Below are 16,155 nucleotides of genomic sequence, written 5' to 3' on the forward strand. Positions count from 1 at the left end.
CCCTAAAGGGATCGAGTTTGCAGCTAAGCATGGTGAAGTGATTTTTAATGCAGCTGGCACCTTGGAAAAAGCACAAGAGTACTACAAAGCTGTTAAAGACGCTGTAAGAGCCAACGGCCGTGACCCAGAAAAAGTGGTTATTTTGCCATCATTATCACCAATTACTGGTGCGACTGAAGAAGAAGTTGCTGCTAACTATGAGAAATTACAACAATTAATCAGCTTGGATGAAGCGCTAGATTACTTAGCACGCTTCTTCGACCACCACGACTTCAAACAATATGATCCGGATGCACCATTCCCAGACTTAGGAGAAGTGGGATCTGACGGATTCCGTTCAACAAGTGACGCGATCAAAGCGCAAGCCAAAGAAGAGAACTTAACCTTACGTGAAGTAGCCCTACAAACGGCTACACCAAAAGGAAACTTCTACGGTACATATGATGAATTAGCGGACAAATTAATCTACTGGTTGGAAAATGACGCAGCAGACGGATTCATGTTGAATGAGCAAGTATTCGGGGATGCTTACGACGAATTCTTCGACAATGTATTGTCGAAGATTGCAGAACGTGGCTACTATTCATACGAATATGAAGGGGACACATTACGTGACCATTTGGGCTTAGACTTCAAAGAAAGTCGCTATGCTAAATAGAAGGTAAATAATAAAGGAAGTGATTGTGGTGATTGACCGCAAGAGCTTCCTTTTTCGTTTGACAGTTAGAGCTAGATAAAAGTGTTTGAATAGTTGATAAAACAGTAATTTGGGCGTTTTAGAGTGGGTTCCAGATTTGCATATAATATTTTAATTTAAAAAGATAGAGGTCAGAATCGTTGTTGAATGATTCTGACCTCATTTTTTGAGTAAGTTATGAATATTTTGTGCCGTATCTTGTAATCGGCTTTCTCACCTTTAATCGGCCTTCAAATGTCAGACCCGCGTAACTTCAGAAATAAGTGGAGTGATGTGCCATCATTCCACTTATTTCTTCCAGTTTATGAGCGAGTTTGCGCTTTAGCACTTACTCGCTTAAATGCATTAGAAGTTACGAGTCTAAGCGACATTTGTCGCATCTTTTTTTATACTTCTAGCCAGTATACAGTGGTTGGTCGCCCGATTGACCCGTATTTAGTTTCTTCTTTTAATACTTTGTGGTCGACCAAGAATTGGATGTATTTTCTGATGGTGACATGGGAAAGGGTGGTTTTACTGACCAATTCCTCAATGTCAAAGGGCTCGTCGACTGCTCTAATAACAGTCATCAAATGCTGCAAGGTTTTTCTAGATATTCCTTTTTGTAGGGGTTCGTTGTCTAGGTCTAGTCCTTGAACACCTTGTCCATATAGTGAGTCTAGACTGGCTTGGTCTAGTTGGTCTTGATCATGCAGGACTTGGTGCTTTTGCTTAAAGTGGTGCAGGCTTTGATGCAGCCGCTCAGCATTAAATGGTTTGAGCAGATAGTCAACTGCCCCGTAAGCGGAGGCGGTTTCGACGGTAGACGCTTGGTTGGCTGCCGAAATAATAATAAATTCAACGGGAATTGACTGGTCCCGAATCCACTTAACTAGGTCGAGGCCTGACTCATTTTTCAAATTAATGTCTATGAGGACTAAGTCAAAGGGCTGGGAGGACAATAGTTCCTTGGCCTGGTCCAAGTTTTGGGCTGTGGCGGTGACTTTGAAGTCGTCAAGGGCTTCAACGAAACGCTGATTGATCATGATAACCATTGGATCGTCTTCGACAAGTAGTGTCTTATAGTTCATGGGCATCTCCTTGTGGGTAATCAATACGGAATGAAAAGTTTAGTTGTTGGTCGTGCATGGATAATTCAGTTGTGACAGTTTCAGTCTGCCAAGGGTAGTCAGACAGCCATGTATATAGGTGGTCGACGTCTCCTTGTAGGCGGTAGTTGGTGATGAGTTGGCAACGGTCGGTATCAAAATCAAGTGATAGCCATAAGCGTGAATTCTGACCTAATTGACGTAGTTCTTTATCAATGACAGCGACTGTTTCCATCCATAATTGGTTGGTAGCCGCTTCATAAGTGTTTGGAATTTCATGGTGGATTTCAAGTCGTAAGTCCTTCAAACTTCGATTTAGAATCCGATGTTCCCCAATTAAATGACCTGCGATGGTTGGGTTTTTTACCAACATAGATAGACGAATGGTTAAATCCTCTTCGTCCTTAATCAATGAAGCCAGGTATTGATCTAGTGCATCATATTCTTCTAAATCAGTTAAACCGTAAATCACATGCAGGCGGTTCAAGAATTCATGGGCTTGCACTTGTAGCAACTGGGCATATTCAGCTGTCGAATGCAGTTGGTCAAGCAGGGCATAAATCTCACTGGTGTCCCTTATGATATAAATTTGGCCCACCAAGTTTTCTTGTACCAGGATGTCTGCTTGCGAAATCAGGTACTCCTTATCTTGATAGTGGAAGACCGCACTGTGGTCGCCGTTCATCTCAGGTAGACTGATCACCTTATCCAATTGCGTCTTATTTTCTTTGTCTGGAATTGGAAAATGGCGTAACGCCTCTTTGTTGGCTAGGGTAATTTCACCGTATTGGTTGGTGACAATAATGGCGTCATGGCTGTAGGCAATCATGGCCGATCTTTCCTCGAAGGCTTTAGCGATTTCCTTTGGTTCCATATTGAAGAGCTCTTTTTTAATAGTATAAGAAACGAAAATCGCGACCGTTACACCGATAGCTATACTAACAATGAGGGCGCTAGTTGTTTGCTGGTCATATTTTTCAGAGAAGACATCAATAGCGTGGTTGGTTTTACCAACGACAACGGCACCAATGACTTGGTCGTCTTGAATAACTGGCGCAAAAGACCGCAAGGAATTACCAAGGGTACCAATCCCTGTTGACACATAAGGTTGACCGGTGAAGACATTTTCCTCGTCTCCGCCCGCAAATGGCCGATTAATCAGGTCCGGGTCTGGATGGCTCAAGCGTATAGAATCGGTATTAATGACCACCACATAGTCTAGGTTATATTGGTCTTCGTAGGCATGAGTAAAGTCAGTGAGTGTTTGCGATGTTTGGTTATTTTCTAGGGCAGTGATGATTTCAGGTTCATCTGCCAGGTCTTCACCCATGTTTAAGAGATAGCTAGACTCTGTTTCAATGATGGCATCTTTATTTAAGTGACGTGTCATTAAATAAAGGCAGCCTACTGTGATCGCTACCGTTGAAATAATCATTAACATGAGTTTGGTGAGGAGTCGTAAATTATGCCATTTAATCAACTTGGCTGTCCTCCCTTATTTTTCTCGTATTTTCATGCACATTTTCAGCGCATTTCCTATCAAATTTCAGTATAGCCCTTTAATTTATAAAGTTCAAATAAGACTTTAAAAACTTAAATAAAGGCAAAAAGTTGAAGATCAGGCATATACTATAGTCGTTCAGAAATATATGAGGAGGAAATACAATGTCAGATCTTGCACGGGATGAAAGATCAACAGTGTCAGCGTGGCAGGGCGTCAAAGTCGGCCCCATGCCATTGCCTTGGTTTCTCTTATTCGCAGCAATTATTTTAATGGCTGCAGTAACTGAGAGCCTACCTGTTGATATGTTAGGAGGTTTTGGTGTGATCCTAACCCTTGGATGGGCCCTTGGGAAAATTGGGGACACCATTCCTGGCCTAAATAAATTTGGGGGTTCAACCATTCTTTCTATGTTGATACCCGCCATTTTGGTTTTTTATGGCTTGTTACCAGATAATGCCATTGAATCAGTGACTATGCTGATGAGTGATGCCAACTTCTTAGACTTATACGTCTTTGCCTTGGTAACTGGTTCTATTCTTGGGATGAACCGCCAGGTATTGGTACAAGGATTCGCCCGCATGGTGATTCCAATGTCAGTTGGTTTGGTTTTAGCGATGTTGATTCCAGCAGCAATTGGCCAACTTGTGGGTATCGGCTTCCAGGAAACTTTATTTAATATTGTCACACCAGCTATGGCAGGTGGTATTGGTGGAGGTGTTTTACCACTAGCTCAAGGTTATAGCGAAGTTCAAAATATTGACTATGGTGCTATGGTAGCCATTTTAGCGCCAGCTTCTATCTTATCTAACTTCTTCTCAATAGGTGTTGCAGCCATTGTCGGCCGTTTTGGTGAGAAACATCCAGAACTTTCCGGAAACGGTACTCTAGTTCGTCAATCAGCTACTGAAGAAAAAGAATTAGTGAATAAAGAGAAGAAAACACCGATCAATTTCCAAAGTATTGGTATCGGCTTATTCTTATTAGTCGCAGTATATATTTTCGGTAATTTGATGCAAGGCATTATCGGTTTACCAGCAGCAGTAATTGTTATCTTTGCTTCTACTATCATGAAATACTTCCAAGTATTACCAGCTAGCATCGAAGAGGGTGCTAAGCAATTAAACGGTTTTATTTCAAGTAACTTCACTGCACCATTAATGGTTGGTCTAGGGATTATCTACTTAGACTTAAAAGCAGTCTTAGATGTTTTAACTTGGCAATATGTAGTGGTGGTACTTGCAGTGGTGATTGTTTTAGGTTTAACCGGATTTATCCTAGGTAAATTCTTGAACATGTATCAAATTGAATCAGCTATTTTATCTCTAAACCAGTCCGCAATGGGTGGTACCGGGAACGTAGCGATTCTAGCGACTACTGACCGTAACAGCTTGATGCCATTTGCTCAAGTAGCAACCCGTATTGGTGGGGCGATTACCATTTCCATCATGATTACCTTATTAAACTTATTCGCATAGACAGTTTTTAGAAAGGACGTATAAATATGACAGACGTAAAACAAGCAGCATTACAATTAAGTGAAGAAAAAGGCGGAAAAATTGAGGTTATCTCAAAAGTGCCAATCACAAACATGGACGAATTAGCCGTTGCTTATACACCAGGTGTTGCAGCTGTAAGTTCAGCAATCGCTGAAAATAAAGAGGATGTTTACCGTTATACTAGTAAACGGAATCTAGTAGCTGTTGTGACTGATGGTTCTGCCGTTTTAGGTTTAGGAAACATCGGACCAGAAGCAGCAATTCCAGTTATGGAAGGTAAATCTGCCTTATTCAAAGCTTTTGCAGATGTAGACGCTGTGCCAATTTCATTAGACACGCAAGACGTTGAAGAAATTATTTCGCATGTTAAAGCTATTGCGCCATCATTTGGTGGGATCAACTTAGAAGATATTGCGGCTCCACGTTGTTTTGAAATTGAACGCCGTCTAAAAGAGGAATTGGATATTCCAGTTTTCCATGATGACCAACACGGTACTGCAATCGTTGTCTTAGCTGGTTTAATCAATGCACTAAAAGTAGCTGAAAAAACGATTGAAGATGTGAAAATTGTGATCAACGGTGGTGGTTCAGCTGGTACTGCTATTGCTAAGAAAATGATCCACGCAGGTGCAACAAATGTAGTTGTATGTGATATTGATGGGGCAATTTCTGAAGATGATCCTGAATTACAAGATCGTCACAAAGAGTTAGCTTCTATTTCTAACCCTGACCACTTAAAAGGTTCATTAGAAGAAGTTATTAAAGATGCGGATGTCTTTATCGGTGTATCTGCGCCAAATGTCTTCAAAAAAGAATGGATCAAAACAATGAATGAAAAAGCGATTATCTTCGCCATGGCTAACCCTACGCCAGAAATTATGCCTGATGAAGCTAAAGAAGGTGGCGCATTTATCGTTGCAACTGGACGTAGTGACTTCCCTAACCAAATCAATAATGTCTTAGCATTCCCTGGTATCTTCCGTGGAGCTTTGGATGCACGAGCAAGTGACATTACTGAAGAAATGCAAATTGCAGCAGCACGTGGTATCGCTAGCATTATCCCAGATGATGAATTATCAGTTGAAAATATTATCCCAAATGCTTTCAACCCAAATGTTTCTAAAATTGTTGCTAAAAGTGTCAATAAAGCAGCAGAATAGACTGCATTTGTTTATAAGCTCAAATATTCACCTCAATGATATATAGCAAGTTTAAAGCCCTAGATCTTAAGTGTAATAAGATCTAGGGCTTTTGTATGTTTTTATTTATAGAGATAATTCTTATTCAGCAACATTGTAAGTGGCTGCGCGGTAGTATTGCGCAACCCCGTTTGGTTGGTTGATGACATTTTCCAAGGCTGGGTCAATTAGGTTTGCGAATGCTCCTTGGTAGATAGGGCTGACTGCTGCAGCGTCTTCTACTAGGTATTTTTCAGCGGCTAGGAAGTTGTCCCAACGTGCTGCTGGGTCAAGGGCGTTAGTTGTTTTGCCTTCGGTCATTAATTCATCGTAAGTAGCGTCTGAGAAGTCACCTGATGATAGTGATGAACCTGTTACAAAGTAATCAAGGAAGGCAGTTGGATCGGCGTAAGACGGGTTATAGGTACCGTATACGATATCAAATTCTCCAGTTCCAGTGATTGCTTGACGAGATTTTAAAGGTACGTTTCGAACAGTTACGGTTAAACCAGGTAGGTTGGTTTGAAGTTGGGCTTGTAAGTATTCTGAAGTTGCTTTAGATGTGTCTGTATCAGAAGTTAACAATTCAATTTCAACTGTGTCTGTACCTAATTCTTCTAAGGCTAAGGCCCATTCTTCTTGGGCAGCTTCTAAATCAAAGGTCATTAGATCACCGTTTTCTTCACGGAAGTCGATGCCTGATTCTGGATCAGAACCGAATTCTGATGGGATCCAGCCACCTGCTGCTTGTGAACCGTCGTCAAGGATAGCGTCAACAAAGGCTTCTTTATCGTAGGCTTGGCTGATGGCACGACGGAAGTGAACGTTATTCGTAGGGCTTGATTGGCTATTGAATTCCATGTAACCAATCATCCCTTTAGGTTCAATATGTAACACGTCAGTGTCTTGGTATTCTTGAACGTAAGGAGTAGTAATTTCAGTGTATTGGAGTTCGCCACCTTCAAACAAGTTTACGTTTGTTGAGTTTTCTTTAGACATTACCCAGTCGATTTGGTCTAAATCAACATTGTCAGCGTCCCAGTACTCATCGTTTTTCGTTAATGTCCATTCAATTTCTGTTGAATTCCAGTCGCTCACTTCAAATGGTCCGTTGTACACGGCATTTTCTGCAGAAGTTCCGTAGTCAGAACCCAGTTCAGTAGCTAAGTTATGGTTGACTGGTAGATAGTAAGGCGTCGCAAGTAGGTCAGTGAAGTAAGTAGTTGGTGACGCAAGGGTGAATTCCAATGTTTTTTCGTCAATGGCTTTAACTCCCAGCGTATCCGGTTCAGCTTCACCGTTTGCGATAGCTTCGGCATTTTCAATCACATAGAATTTATTGGCATTTCCACCAATGGTTTCAGGTGTGACTGTTTTTTGGTAGGTATAAACGAAGTCTTGTGCAGTTACTGGATCACCATTTGACCAGTCTGCGTCGTCACGGATGGTAAAGGTGTAAGTCAAACCGTCTTCTGAAACGGTTGGTTCCTCAGCTGCAACCCCTAATTCGTTACTACCGTTATCAGCGGGGCGATATAAACCTTCCATCACGTTAGAAATGGTGTTTTGACTTGGTGAATCCGTTGAAGAGATGCTATCAAGTGACGCCAGTTCGCCGTTCACCGTCACCTTGATACTTTTAGCTGCTTCCTCATTATCCGCCGTTGTACCACCATTCCCACATGCCGCTAGCGCCAATGACAATGCCGTTAATGAAATAATACCCAATTTCTTCTTCATAAATCTCAACCTCTTTTCAATTTACTATAATTACCCCAACCATTATAACCTATCATTTTTGAAAAAAGGAATATATTGCCTAGAAACTGACTTACCAAAAGACGGTCATGGTTGATAAGTAAAATCAAAGTGCAAGAGCCGACGTATTTCCTAGCCGTTGTTAGATAGAAAAAGAGACGCGAACACATCACGTCTCTGGATAATAAATAGTGATCTTTAAGGAGAATAAATCGACTTTTACACCCTATAGTCGTGTTCGCTCAACCAGCTCAAGTCTGTTTCAGACTGAGTTGCATTACACTTTGTGTGATACGGACTCAGTCTTCCAACATTGTTGAGCTGAGCGGTTTTGCTCTCACCCTCGTCTTTTTCTTTCGTCCATTTCGGCTTCCAGTTTCAAGCGATTAGCAGTTGAATGTCTGAACAATTCTTTTAATTGTTCACGGTCGTCGGTTCGAATGGCGTCTTTGATCAGGTTTAACTGGACTTCAAAGTCTTGAATCGATTGTAAGAGGTAATGCTTATTATCGATAAAAAGTTCGCTCCAAAGGTCTTCGTTGATTTTGGCGATACGGGTTAATTCTGGGTATGAGTCACCTGTGAATTTACCGGTTTCGCGTTCTTCATGGTCTGAATTCATCAATGAAATCGCAATGGCATGTGGCAGTTGCGAGGTGAATGAAATCATTTGATCATGGAAGCTAGCTGAAACGCGGTTGATTTTACCGAAACCAATCTCAGTGGCTAGGGATTCTATTTTGCCCAAAGTATCTTCATTATTGGCTTCAGTTGGCGTGATCAGGAAGTTAGCGCCTTGAAATACCGACCCTTGTGCGTAGGCAATCCCTCGGTTCTCACGACCTGCCATAGGGTGGGTGTAGACAACTTCAATATTGTCTGGTAATACGGTCGCCAGCTCGGCCATAAAGTTCTCTTTCGTTCCCGTTGTATCCATTAAGACGCTACCATCTTTAAAGAAGTCGCGGTTAGCTGCAATAAATTGCACAGCTGTTTTCGGGTACAAGGCCATAATGGTCAGGTCCACTTGACCTAAGATGTTTTCACCAGTTAGAAAACCTTTCTTAATCAAGCCCATTTCAACTGCGGTATCAAGCGTTTTTTGGTTATTATCAATCCCGTAGATGTCATGATAACCTGCAGTTTGTAACGCCTCCGCAAATGAACCACCAATTACACCTAATCCTACTATCCCAATCTTCATCTCGATACTCCTAACTGTTCTCTCATATTTTATTATTCCATGATAACATGTAGCCCACTATAATTGTTAGGTTTTCTCTGCAATATTCGGGTAGACTATTGCATTGTTTAAAAATCTTTATTGATTTAACAAGATCGTTAACCACTTTTTAAACTAGATTATCTTGAATTATTGACACAGAAAAAGCCAATACGGTTGGATGCATTGGCAGTCGTAAATAATTTGAGATGAACACGTACGCGACATATCTATTCTGTATATAGTATTGCCTTTTCTGTTACTTCAGGTCAAACAATCTTTTGGTAACTTTTTTCCTCGCATATTTCTTGTTGAGTTGATTTAGACGCTGATCAAAGCATGAAGAAATCCAGTGTCCCAAAAATTGTCATTTTTGTACATTGGAATTGAATTGCTTGTGAGATCTTCTTCTAAGACAATACAATCATAAATGGTAATAGGATTTTTGGTAGTAGGAATTTGATGAAGGTTGATAATGTAATTTTATTTAATCATGTATTACAAATATTGCCATTTTCCCTAAGTCACTTTTAAGGAGGGAAAAAACATTTTTTCAAAATTTATCAGATTGTTAATATTCTCCTTTTTATCGACTATGATACAATAGACTTAAATATATAAATGTCATAAGCAATCTGCTGAATATTGCATGATCAAAGGAGAATTAAGATGGCTATTCTAGTTACAGGTGGTACTGGTTATATCGGTTCCCACACAACAATTGAATTAATCCAAGCCGGCTATGATGTCGTGATCGTGGATGATTACTCAAACAGTAAACCAGTCGTTTTAGAACGAATTGAAGAAATTTCTGGTGTGCGTCCACGCTTCTATGAAGCAAACGTATTGGACAAAGAGGCATTAACCCATATCTTTGAAGTAGAAAATATTGAAGCAGTGATTCATTTCGCAGCCTTCAAAGCAGTTGGTGAATCAGTTGCCAAACCAATTAAATACTACGACAACAACCTAGGTGGATTAGTATCAGTTCTTGAAGTGATGCAAGAGTTTAATGTCAATAAAATTGTCTTCTCTTCATCTGCCACTGTATACGGTATGGACAACGAGTCACCGTTAACAGAAGACCTACCAACAAGCGCAACAAACCCATACGGTTATACCAAAGTCATGAACGAACAAATCCTTCGTGACCTAGCAGTAGCTGACGACACATGGTCAGTCATGATTTTACGTTACTTCAACCCAATCGGTGCCCACGAATCAGGCCTAATTGGTGAAGACCCAACAGATATTCCAAACAACCTAATGCCTTATATCACTCAAGTAGCCATCGGTAAACGCGACCGCTTATCTGTATTTGGTAGCGACTATCCAACCCATGACGGTACAGGTGTCCGCGACTACATCCACGTCGTTGACCTAGCCAAAGGGCACGTAGCCGCAATCAAACACGCACTTGACCACCAAGGCGTTGAAACAGTTAACTTAGGAACAGGGATTGGCTACTCAGTCCTGGACCTTGTCAACACATTTGTAGCGCAAAACGGCGTAGAGGTCCCATACGAGCTAGTAGACCGACGTCCTGGTGACGTCGCCGCCAACTACGCAGACGCTTCATATGCCAAAACATTATTGTCTTGGACAGCGGAACATGATCTAGCTGATATGTGCCGTGACTCATGGAATTGGCAATCAAACAATCCAAACGGTTACGACCAAGACTAAAAAAATATGATTTTAAACGAGGCCCACAATGAAAATCGTGGGTCTTTTAAATTGGCCAGGGGGAGCGACTCAACGCCTTGCAGTCGAGTTCGCTTCTGACACATAGGCAACACTATGTCCCTACGTTCCAAGGGTTGCTCTATCGACCAGATGAAGTCAACTTCAGCTTATGACCGAGTCAGTGCTTCAGCACCTACTCGGTTAAATGCGTTAGAACTAGTTTGCACCACACTTTGTGTGCTACGGCACAAGTCTTCCAGTGTTGTTGAGCTGAGCGATCTCGCTCACACCCTGTTTTTTGTAACACAACTGCAATCTAGGGGTAATCTATAAGTTAAATTATATGGGTATTCTGTGTTATAATATGAGGGAAATGCTTTGGATTATGGCGCTTATATTTTGAATATGCGCATTATAGTTGGGATAACTTAATTTTAAGCGTATACGATATGTGGTAAAAGGTATGTAGAATGTTGAATTCTTGTACATTTGGCCACATAATTTCTTTTTACAAGGTGGGGAAAATACTATGCCAGCATGGCTAGGTGAATTTATAGAAAAGTGGCAGGCACAATCTCGATCAACTCAATTTACGGTTGTAGGTGTTGTGATAGCTGCTATCGTGTTGATGATTATTCCGTGGAGAGCGTCTGCTGAAGAGGGCAATCCTTTAGGTGTACAAGTGGATTCACAGCCATTGAGCGGTTCAGATTATTATTCGGCTGAGCCATTAACTGTGAGTGGTAATGGAACTGGTGTATCTTTAGGGGACTCAAGTGTCGAAACTAGTGAATCGTCAGTGGTTGTGTCGTCTGTGGAATTAACTAAAGATACAGATTATAGTACAGATTTAGCAAGCTTAACAGCAGAATATGAAGCAAACTCAGCATCATTAGCGCAGTCAAGATCGAATGATCCATCTTATACAGCGCCGAATGATTCATCTAGTTCATCGTCATCGACTTCTTCAAGTGCTAGCTCGTCGTCATCTTCAACAGTAGGTGAAAGCTCTAGCTCAAGTAGTCAAACGGCATCAGCTGGAACATATACAGTTCAATCAGGTGACAATGCTTATCGAATTGCAACTAACAATGGTTTAACATTAGATGAATTCTTAGCAATGAACGGTAAAACTGAGGCTTCTGTAACCCCTGGTGAAGTAGTTCGTATACAATAAGTAAATTTTATGTAAATTTGCTTCGTTAAAAATATTAACAATTGAGCGGATTCACTAGCAATTATAGTGAAAAAGTTGTATCATTATATAGGTAATTTTTCAAATAAGTCAGATTTATAAGCGATTTATAACTAATATCGAATAATTTGTAGTATAATATATATAAGTAAGGAGGCTGAACATGGAAGAATTAAAAATAGCGAATGCACAGCCACGCGAAGCGGCTCGTCAAAAAGCAACACAGAACGCAGCAGAGATCCTTTTAGAAATTCGTAGCAAACGTGGTATTTCTCAAGCGCGTCTAGCTGAAATCTCTGGCCGTAAACAAAGTTACATTTCACGTGTAGAATCAAGACAACAAAACATTTCATTAGCAACGTTACAAGAAATCGTTGACGCTGTTGGCGGAAACCTAGTTGTTAAAGTTGAATTATAATCCTGTCTGATTAGTAGAATAACTTAGAAAAGTCGTATTCGTTTGTGGCCCTGAAGTTCCACGAACGAATGCGACTGTTTTTATATCCAAAATTTAGATTTTTTTGTATCTTCAATTTAAAGTAATTAATATTTAGCCAATTTGGTTTATATAAGTAAAGCTTTTATGCTGGTCATCAGTTTACTTGAGAATAATAGTATTGATAACTTTGTGTTCAAAAACCACCTGTGGTTAACAATTAAGAACAACTCGATTAGTAGGATGCAAACTTGGATAAATAGTAAATGTTAGCAATTTATTAGCACGATTTTGTTATAGCCATAGGCGGGAGCTTTCCTAGCAGGACTGAGCAGTGAAAAAGAGAGGCTGACCCATAAGCTGGCGGTGCGACAAAAGTTGTTCACAGATGAACGTTGGAGCATGAGCTGAACAAAAATAGAATATCAAAGAAAAAATTCAATAAAAATTAGCGTAAAAAAAAAGAGACTTGGACAAATTGCCCAAGCCTCGTGTTATTGCAATTTGATTATGCTTCTACAGGTTCTGTTGTGTAGATGTCTTCTACTTGACGGTTAACGTAGCGACCTGAAACAACAGTGTGGAAGATCTTGTGTCCTTCTTCATTCACAAAAGCATCTGATGCGATAAAAGCATTTAAAGCAGCTTCTACAGTTGCAGCATCTAAGTTTGCTTTAGGATTTTTAATAGTAACAGTACGTGTTTTGTTGTTAGCAGTTTTAAACTTTAATTCGAATACATTTGTTTCTTCAATCATAAGAATCCTCCTTTAGGACAATAGGGACATGTAAATGGCTTATTAGTGACTAGGCAACAGTGTAGCGTTCAACTGCTTCGGCACCTGTAAAGGCATCTTCGATTAAGTCAGAAAGTGCAAGTGCTAAAGCATTTACTTTATCTGTATCTGGGTTTTCAATTAAACCATTTAAAGTAATGCGTGTTTCTTTATCCGTTTCCACGTTCAAGTAAGTTAATTCTAATTTGGCAGATTCAAAGTTTTTCATAGGTATTCCCTCCAAGTTTCGTTTTGTAAGCCCTCCGGATGACTTACACAAATAAGAACGACCTCAAGGAGAAAAGTGACAAGGGAATAGCGGAAATTGTTGCCAAAACTTTTACTGTGCTAAAATATATAGCATATACAAGGATTTTTGAGGAGGGAAGCGTGCATGACTGGAAAAAAACGAGGCCCCATGAAGCTGTCTGACATTGGTAATACAAAGCAATCGTCAAAAGCAGCGGTCGATAAAAAAAGTAAGCAAGACTCTTATACAAGGGAAAAACATTCAGATAATGGCCTTAGTGAAGGGGGACAATCCCCTAGTTACCAGAAAAAAGCAAGGGTTAAACAAACGCCCCGTCATCAAACATCAGCGAATATTGAAGATTCTGCTTCAACTGCCGATAACTTAGCCTCTGATTTACTAGCCAAAGCTGAAGGGTTGCGAGCTCAAAAAGCGAACCCCCTTTTTCAAGAGGGGGAATTACCGACAGAAACTTCGGAAGATGAGGTGGTTGCTGGGGAAATCACTTTGATTGAGGTTCAGAAAAAGAATAAGAAGCGATTCAATGTCTATATTAAGGGTCAATTCGCTTTTGGGGTCAGTGAGAATACTTTGGTCAAGTTTGCCTTGCATAAGGGACAGGTGTTGGATAAGGATTTTATTGCGGATATCCAGCAAATTGATAAGGAAGATTATGCCTACCAGCTTGCGGTCCGGTTTTTGAGCCACCAGTTACGGTCTGAAAAGGAAGTTCGGGCTAAGTTAACTGAGGAGGAAATTGAGCCTGAGGTGATGGAGAAGGCGGTTGCTAAATTGAAAGAGGTCAAGCTGATCGACGACACTATGTTCGGTCAGGCCTATACGCGTACGGCTATGAATATCAATAAAAAAGGACCGAATGTGATTGCTCGGGAGTTGAAAAATAAGGGGCTTGGGGAAGATGAAATTGAACAGTCCATGAATGAATATGACTGGGATACTGAGGTTGAAAATGCTTATGCGATTGCGGAAAAATACTTTCACAAGCAGTTGCGAAAAGCGTCGCACCGAAATGCTAGTCAAAAGACCAAACAATACTTGGTGCAAAAGGGATTTGACAGTGATTTGATTCAAGAGTTGATGCAGCAACTGGCTGATCATTACCATGATGAGGACCAGGAATTGGCTGTCTTACAGAAAGACTTGGAAAAATATATGCGCCGGTATAAGAAACTTTCGGGCCGAGAATTGACCTTTAAAGTGAAAGGGATGCTCTACAATAAGGGGTATCCGTCAGAATTAATTAATCAAGCGCTTGAGATTTACGAGGAAGAAAATGAGTAAATGCTATAATAGGTAAATACGAGAAATATATATAACAGAAATAGAGGAGCAAGCATAGTAGTGACTGAAGTAAATCAAGATATCGACCTGTCTTTATATATGAATGAGTCGGCTATCCAAGACTTGGGGCCGGTAATTGAAGGTGTTCAAGTTTGGGGACCAGTTACCAACCAGGACTTTAGAAAGACTTTTCTAGACTGGTATGACAAGGAAAGTCGCCGTCTACCTTGGCGGGAATCTAAGGACCCATACCGGATTTGGGTGTCAGAAATTATGTTGCAACAAACTCGGGTAGATACCGTGATTGGCTATTACGCCCGCTTTCTGTCTGCTTTTCCGACCATCAAAGCTTTAGCGGAAGCAGAAGAGGACCAATTGTTGAAAGTTTGGGAAGGCTTGGGTTACTACTCAAGAGTCCGCAATATGCAGGCAGCGGCCCAACAAATCATGGCGGACCACGACGGGATTTTTCCAGATAATTTAGCAGACATCAAAAAGTTGAAGGGGATTGGGCCTTATACAGCAGGTGCCATCGGGTCTATCGCATTTGGTATCCCCGTGCCAGCTATCGACGGCAACGCCATGCGGGTTATTTCTCGCTTGTTTATGATCAATGCAGACATTCAAAAGCCAGCCAACCGGAAGATTTTTGAAGCGGTAGGCCAATATTTAGTGGATCCCGACCGTCCAGGAGACTTCAACCAGGCCATCATGGATCTCGGTTCATCATTTGAAACGCCGAAGAAAGCCATGCCCGAATTGTCGCCTTTGCGCGATTTCACAATGGCAACCCTGACCGGGACCACCGACAACTACCCGGTTAAAAGTAAGAAAGCCAAGGCCAAACCCGTGTATTACCAGGCCCTTATCATACAAAATGCTAAAGGACAAGTATTGATTGAGAAAAGGACGCAACACAAATTGTTGAATAACTTGTGGACAGTGCCTTTAATCAACTTGGGTACAAGTGCCAATCAAAATCTGCCTGCAAATGAGAAAACAGCCTTTTTACTAGCTGAAACTCAGGAAGCTTATGGCATTTCGCCAATATTCATGCGTAAAGAAATCGCCCAAGTCAAACATGTCTTCACCCATTTGATTTGGCATATCCTATTAACCTACGGGCAATTAAAGCCTGTGGACGAAAAGAAAATCAACGATATAATGGCCTCTGGCGAGGCGGATTATGCCTGGGTAGCGCCCCATCAATTTGAAGATTATGCCTTTCCAACTGTGCAAATGAAAGTCTGGCAAGCTTATGAAGATTATCAAAAAGACAATCACCACAATATTAAATAATCAAAAAACAAATGGCTACGACTTTTGCTGTCGTAGCCATTTGTTTAAATTGTCGTGAATATTCAGGATGGATGAAGTCTTATAGGTGTTGGTCCAGGGCCCACACCGCTTGCTTAAAATCACATCACTTTTATTTCACCACAGTCTTTATCTACATATGGTCTATTACTATGATTTATTTTTTGCGTTTGTGACTTAACTGACAATAGCGTTCGTACCAAATATCTACATACTCTTTAGAAAAAGGCCCTTTTTCCTCATTAATCCAA

14 protein-coding genes are annotated in these 16,155 nt (G+C 40.8%); 8 read left to right on the forward strand and 6 right to left on the reverse strand.

The features are described from left to right. Positions 1-658, forward strand: a 658-nt coding sequence (locus ACRCJ0_RS04145) for an LLM class flavin-dependent oxidoreductase (protein WP_431389582.1), incomplete at its 5' end; no start/stop codon positions are given. Positions 659-1,083: 425 nt separating this feature from the next. Here ACRCJ0_RS04145 and ACRCJ0_RS04150 read toward each other — a convergent pair. Both ACRCJ0_RS04150 and ACRCJ0_RS04155 read right to left on the reverse strand, forming a co-directional pair. Then, positions 1,084-1,767, reverse strand: coding sequence for a response regulator (locus ACRCJ0_RS04150; RefSeq protein WP_431389583.1), 684 nt, complete (start codon positions 1,765-1,767; stop codon positions 1,084-1,086). Continuing rightward, positions 1,757-3,265: a Spo0B domain-containing protein gene (locus ACRCJ0_RS04155; protein ID WP_431389584.1), complete on the reverse strand. Its 1,509-nt coding sequence runs from the start codon at positions 3,263-3,265 to the stop codon at positions 1,757-1,759. Before ACRCJ0_RS04155 ends, ACRCJ0_RS04150 begins: the two co-directional genes overlap by 11 nt. 185 nt (positions 3,266-3,450) lie before the next feature. On the opposite strand from ACRCJ0_RS04155, the gene ACRCJ0_RS04160 reads away from it, so the two are divergent. Together ACRCJ0_RS04160 and ACRCJ0_RS04165 are read left to right on the forward strand one after the other, a co-directional pair. After that, positions 3,451-4,764, forward strand: coding sequence for a 2-hydroxycarboxylate transporter family protein (locus ACRCJ0_RS04160; protein ID WP_431389585.1), 1,314 nt, complete (start codon positions 3,451-3,453; stop codon positions 4,762-4,764). A 26-nt stretch (positions 4,765-4,790) separates the two neighbouring features. Beyond that, entirely contained in the window at positions 4,791-5,945 is a 1,155-nt protein-coding gene (locus ACRCJ0_RS04165; RefSeq protein WP_431389586.1) for an NAD(P)-dependent malic enzyme, read from the forward strand. A gap of 120 nt (positions 5,946-6,065) precedes the next feature. Here ACRCJ0_RS04165 and ACRCJ0_RS04170 read toward each other — a convergent pair whose 3' ends face one another. Both ACRCJ0_RS04170 and ACRCJ0_RS04175 read right to left on the reverse strand, forming a co-directional pair. Beyond that, positions 6,066-7,703 carry a peptide ABC transporter substrate-binding protein gene (locus ACRCJ0_RS04170; protein WP_431389587.1) on the reverse strand — a complete coding sequence of 546 codons (1,638 nt, stop codon included), beginning with the start codon at positions 7,701-7,703 and terminating at the stop codon, positions 6,066-6,068. A 355-nt stretch (positions 7,704-8,058) separates the two neighbouring features. Further along, the gene (locus tag ACRCJ0_RS04175; protein ID WP_431389588.1) at positions 8,059-8,925 is read right to left on the reverse strand and encodes a prephenate dehydrogenase; all 867 of its coding nucleotides are present in this window, start codon (positions 8,923-8,925) and stop codon (positions 8,059-8,061) included. 687 nt (positions 8,926-9,612) lie between these two features. Here ACRCJ0_RS04175 and galE point away from each other — a divergent pair. The 3 genes from galE to ACRCJ0_RS04190 all read left to right on the forward strand — a co-directional run bounded on the left by galE (position 9,613) and on the right by ACRCJ0_RS04190 (position 12,242). Next, on the forward strand, positions 9,613-10,629 hold the full coding sequence (galE, locus tag ACRCJ0_RS04180; RefSeq protein ID WP_431389589.1) for a UDP-glucose 4-epimerase GalE: 1,017 nt from the start codon (positions 9,613-9,615) through the stop codon (positions 10,627-10,629). A gap of 529 nt (positions 10,630-11,158) precedes the next feature. After that, a complete protein-coding gene (locus ACRCJ0_RS04185) occupies positions 11,159-11,806 on the forward strand; it encodes a LysM peptidoglycan-binding domain-containing protein (protein WP_431389590.1) in 648 nt (215 codons plus the stop codon). Between the two features lie 181 nt (positions 11,807-11,987). Further along, the gene (locus ACRCJ0_RS04190; protein ID WP_003141237.1) at positions 11,988-12,242 is read left to right on the forward strand and encodes a helix-turn-helix domain-containing protein; all 255 of its coding nucleotides are present in this window, start codon (positions 11,988-11,990) and stop codon (positions 12,240-12,242) included. Between the two features lie 526 nt (positions 12,243-12,768). On the opposite strand, the gene ACRCJ0_RS04195 is transcribed toward ACRCJ0_RS04190, so the two are convergent. Both ACRCJ0_RS04195 and ACRCJ0_RS04200 read right to left on the reverse strand, forming a co-directional pair. After that, a complete protein-coding gene (locus tag ACRCJ0_RS04195; RefSeq protein WP_271736165.1) occupies positions 12,769-13,017 on the reverse strand; it encodes a DUF2922 domain-containing protein in 249 nt (82 codons plus the stop codon). A 49-nt stretch (positions 13,018-13,066) separates the two neighbouring features. After that, positions 13,067-13,264: a hypothetical protein gene (locus ACRCJ0_RS04200; protein WP_003141241.1), complete on the reverse strand. Its 198-nt coding sequence runs from the start codon at positions 13,262-13,264 to the stop codon at positions 13,067-13,069. A gap of 165 nt (positions 13,265-13,429) precedes the next feature. Between ACRCJ0_RS04200 and recX the strand changes: the two genes are divergently transcribed. Together recX and mutY are read left to right on the forward strand one after the other, a co-directional pair. Beyond that, entirely contained in the window at positions 13,430-14,587 is a 1,158-nt protein-coding gene (recX, locus tag ACRCJ0_RS04205; RefSeq protein ID WP_431389591.1) for a recombination regulator RecX, read from the forward strand. A 60-nt stretch (positions 14,588-14,647) separates the two neighbouring features. Next, positions 14,648-15,886, forward strand: a complete 1,239-nt coding sequence (gene mutY / locus ACRCJ0_RS04210) for an A/G-specific adenine glycosylase (protein WP_431389592.1) — start codon at positions 14,648-14,650, stop codon at positions 15,884-15,886. Positions 15,887-16,155 lie beyond the last annotated feature (269 nt).

The sequence above is a fragment of the Aerococcus sp. L_32 genome, assembly GCF_050689315.1.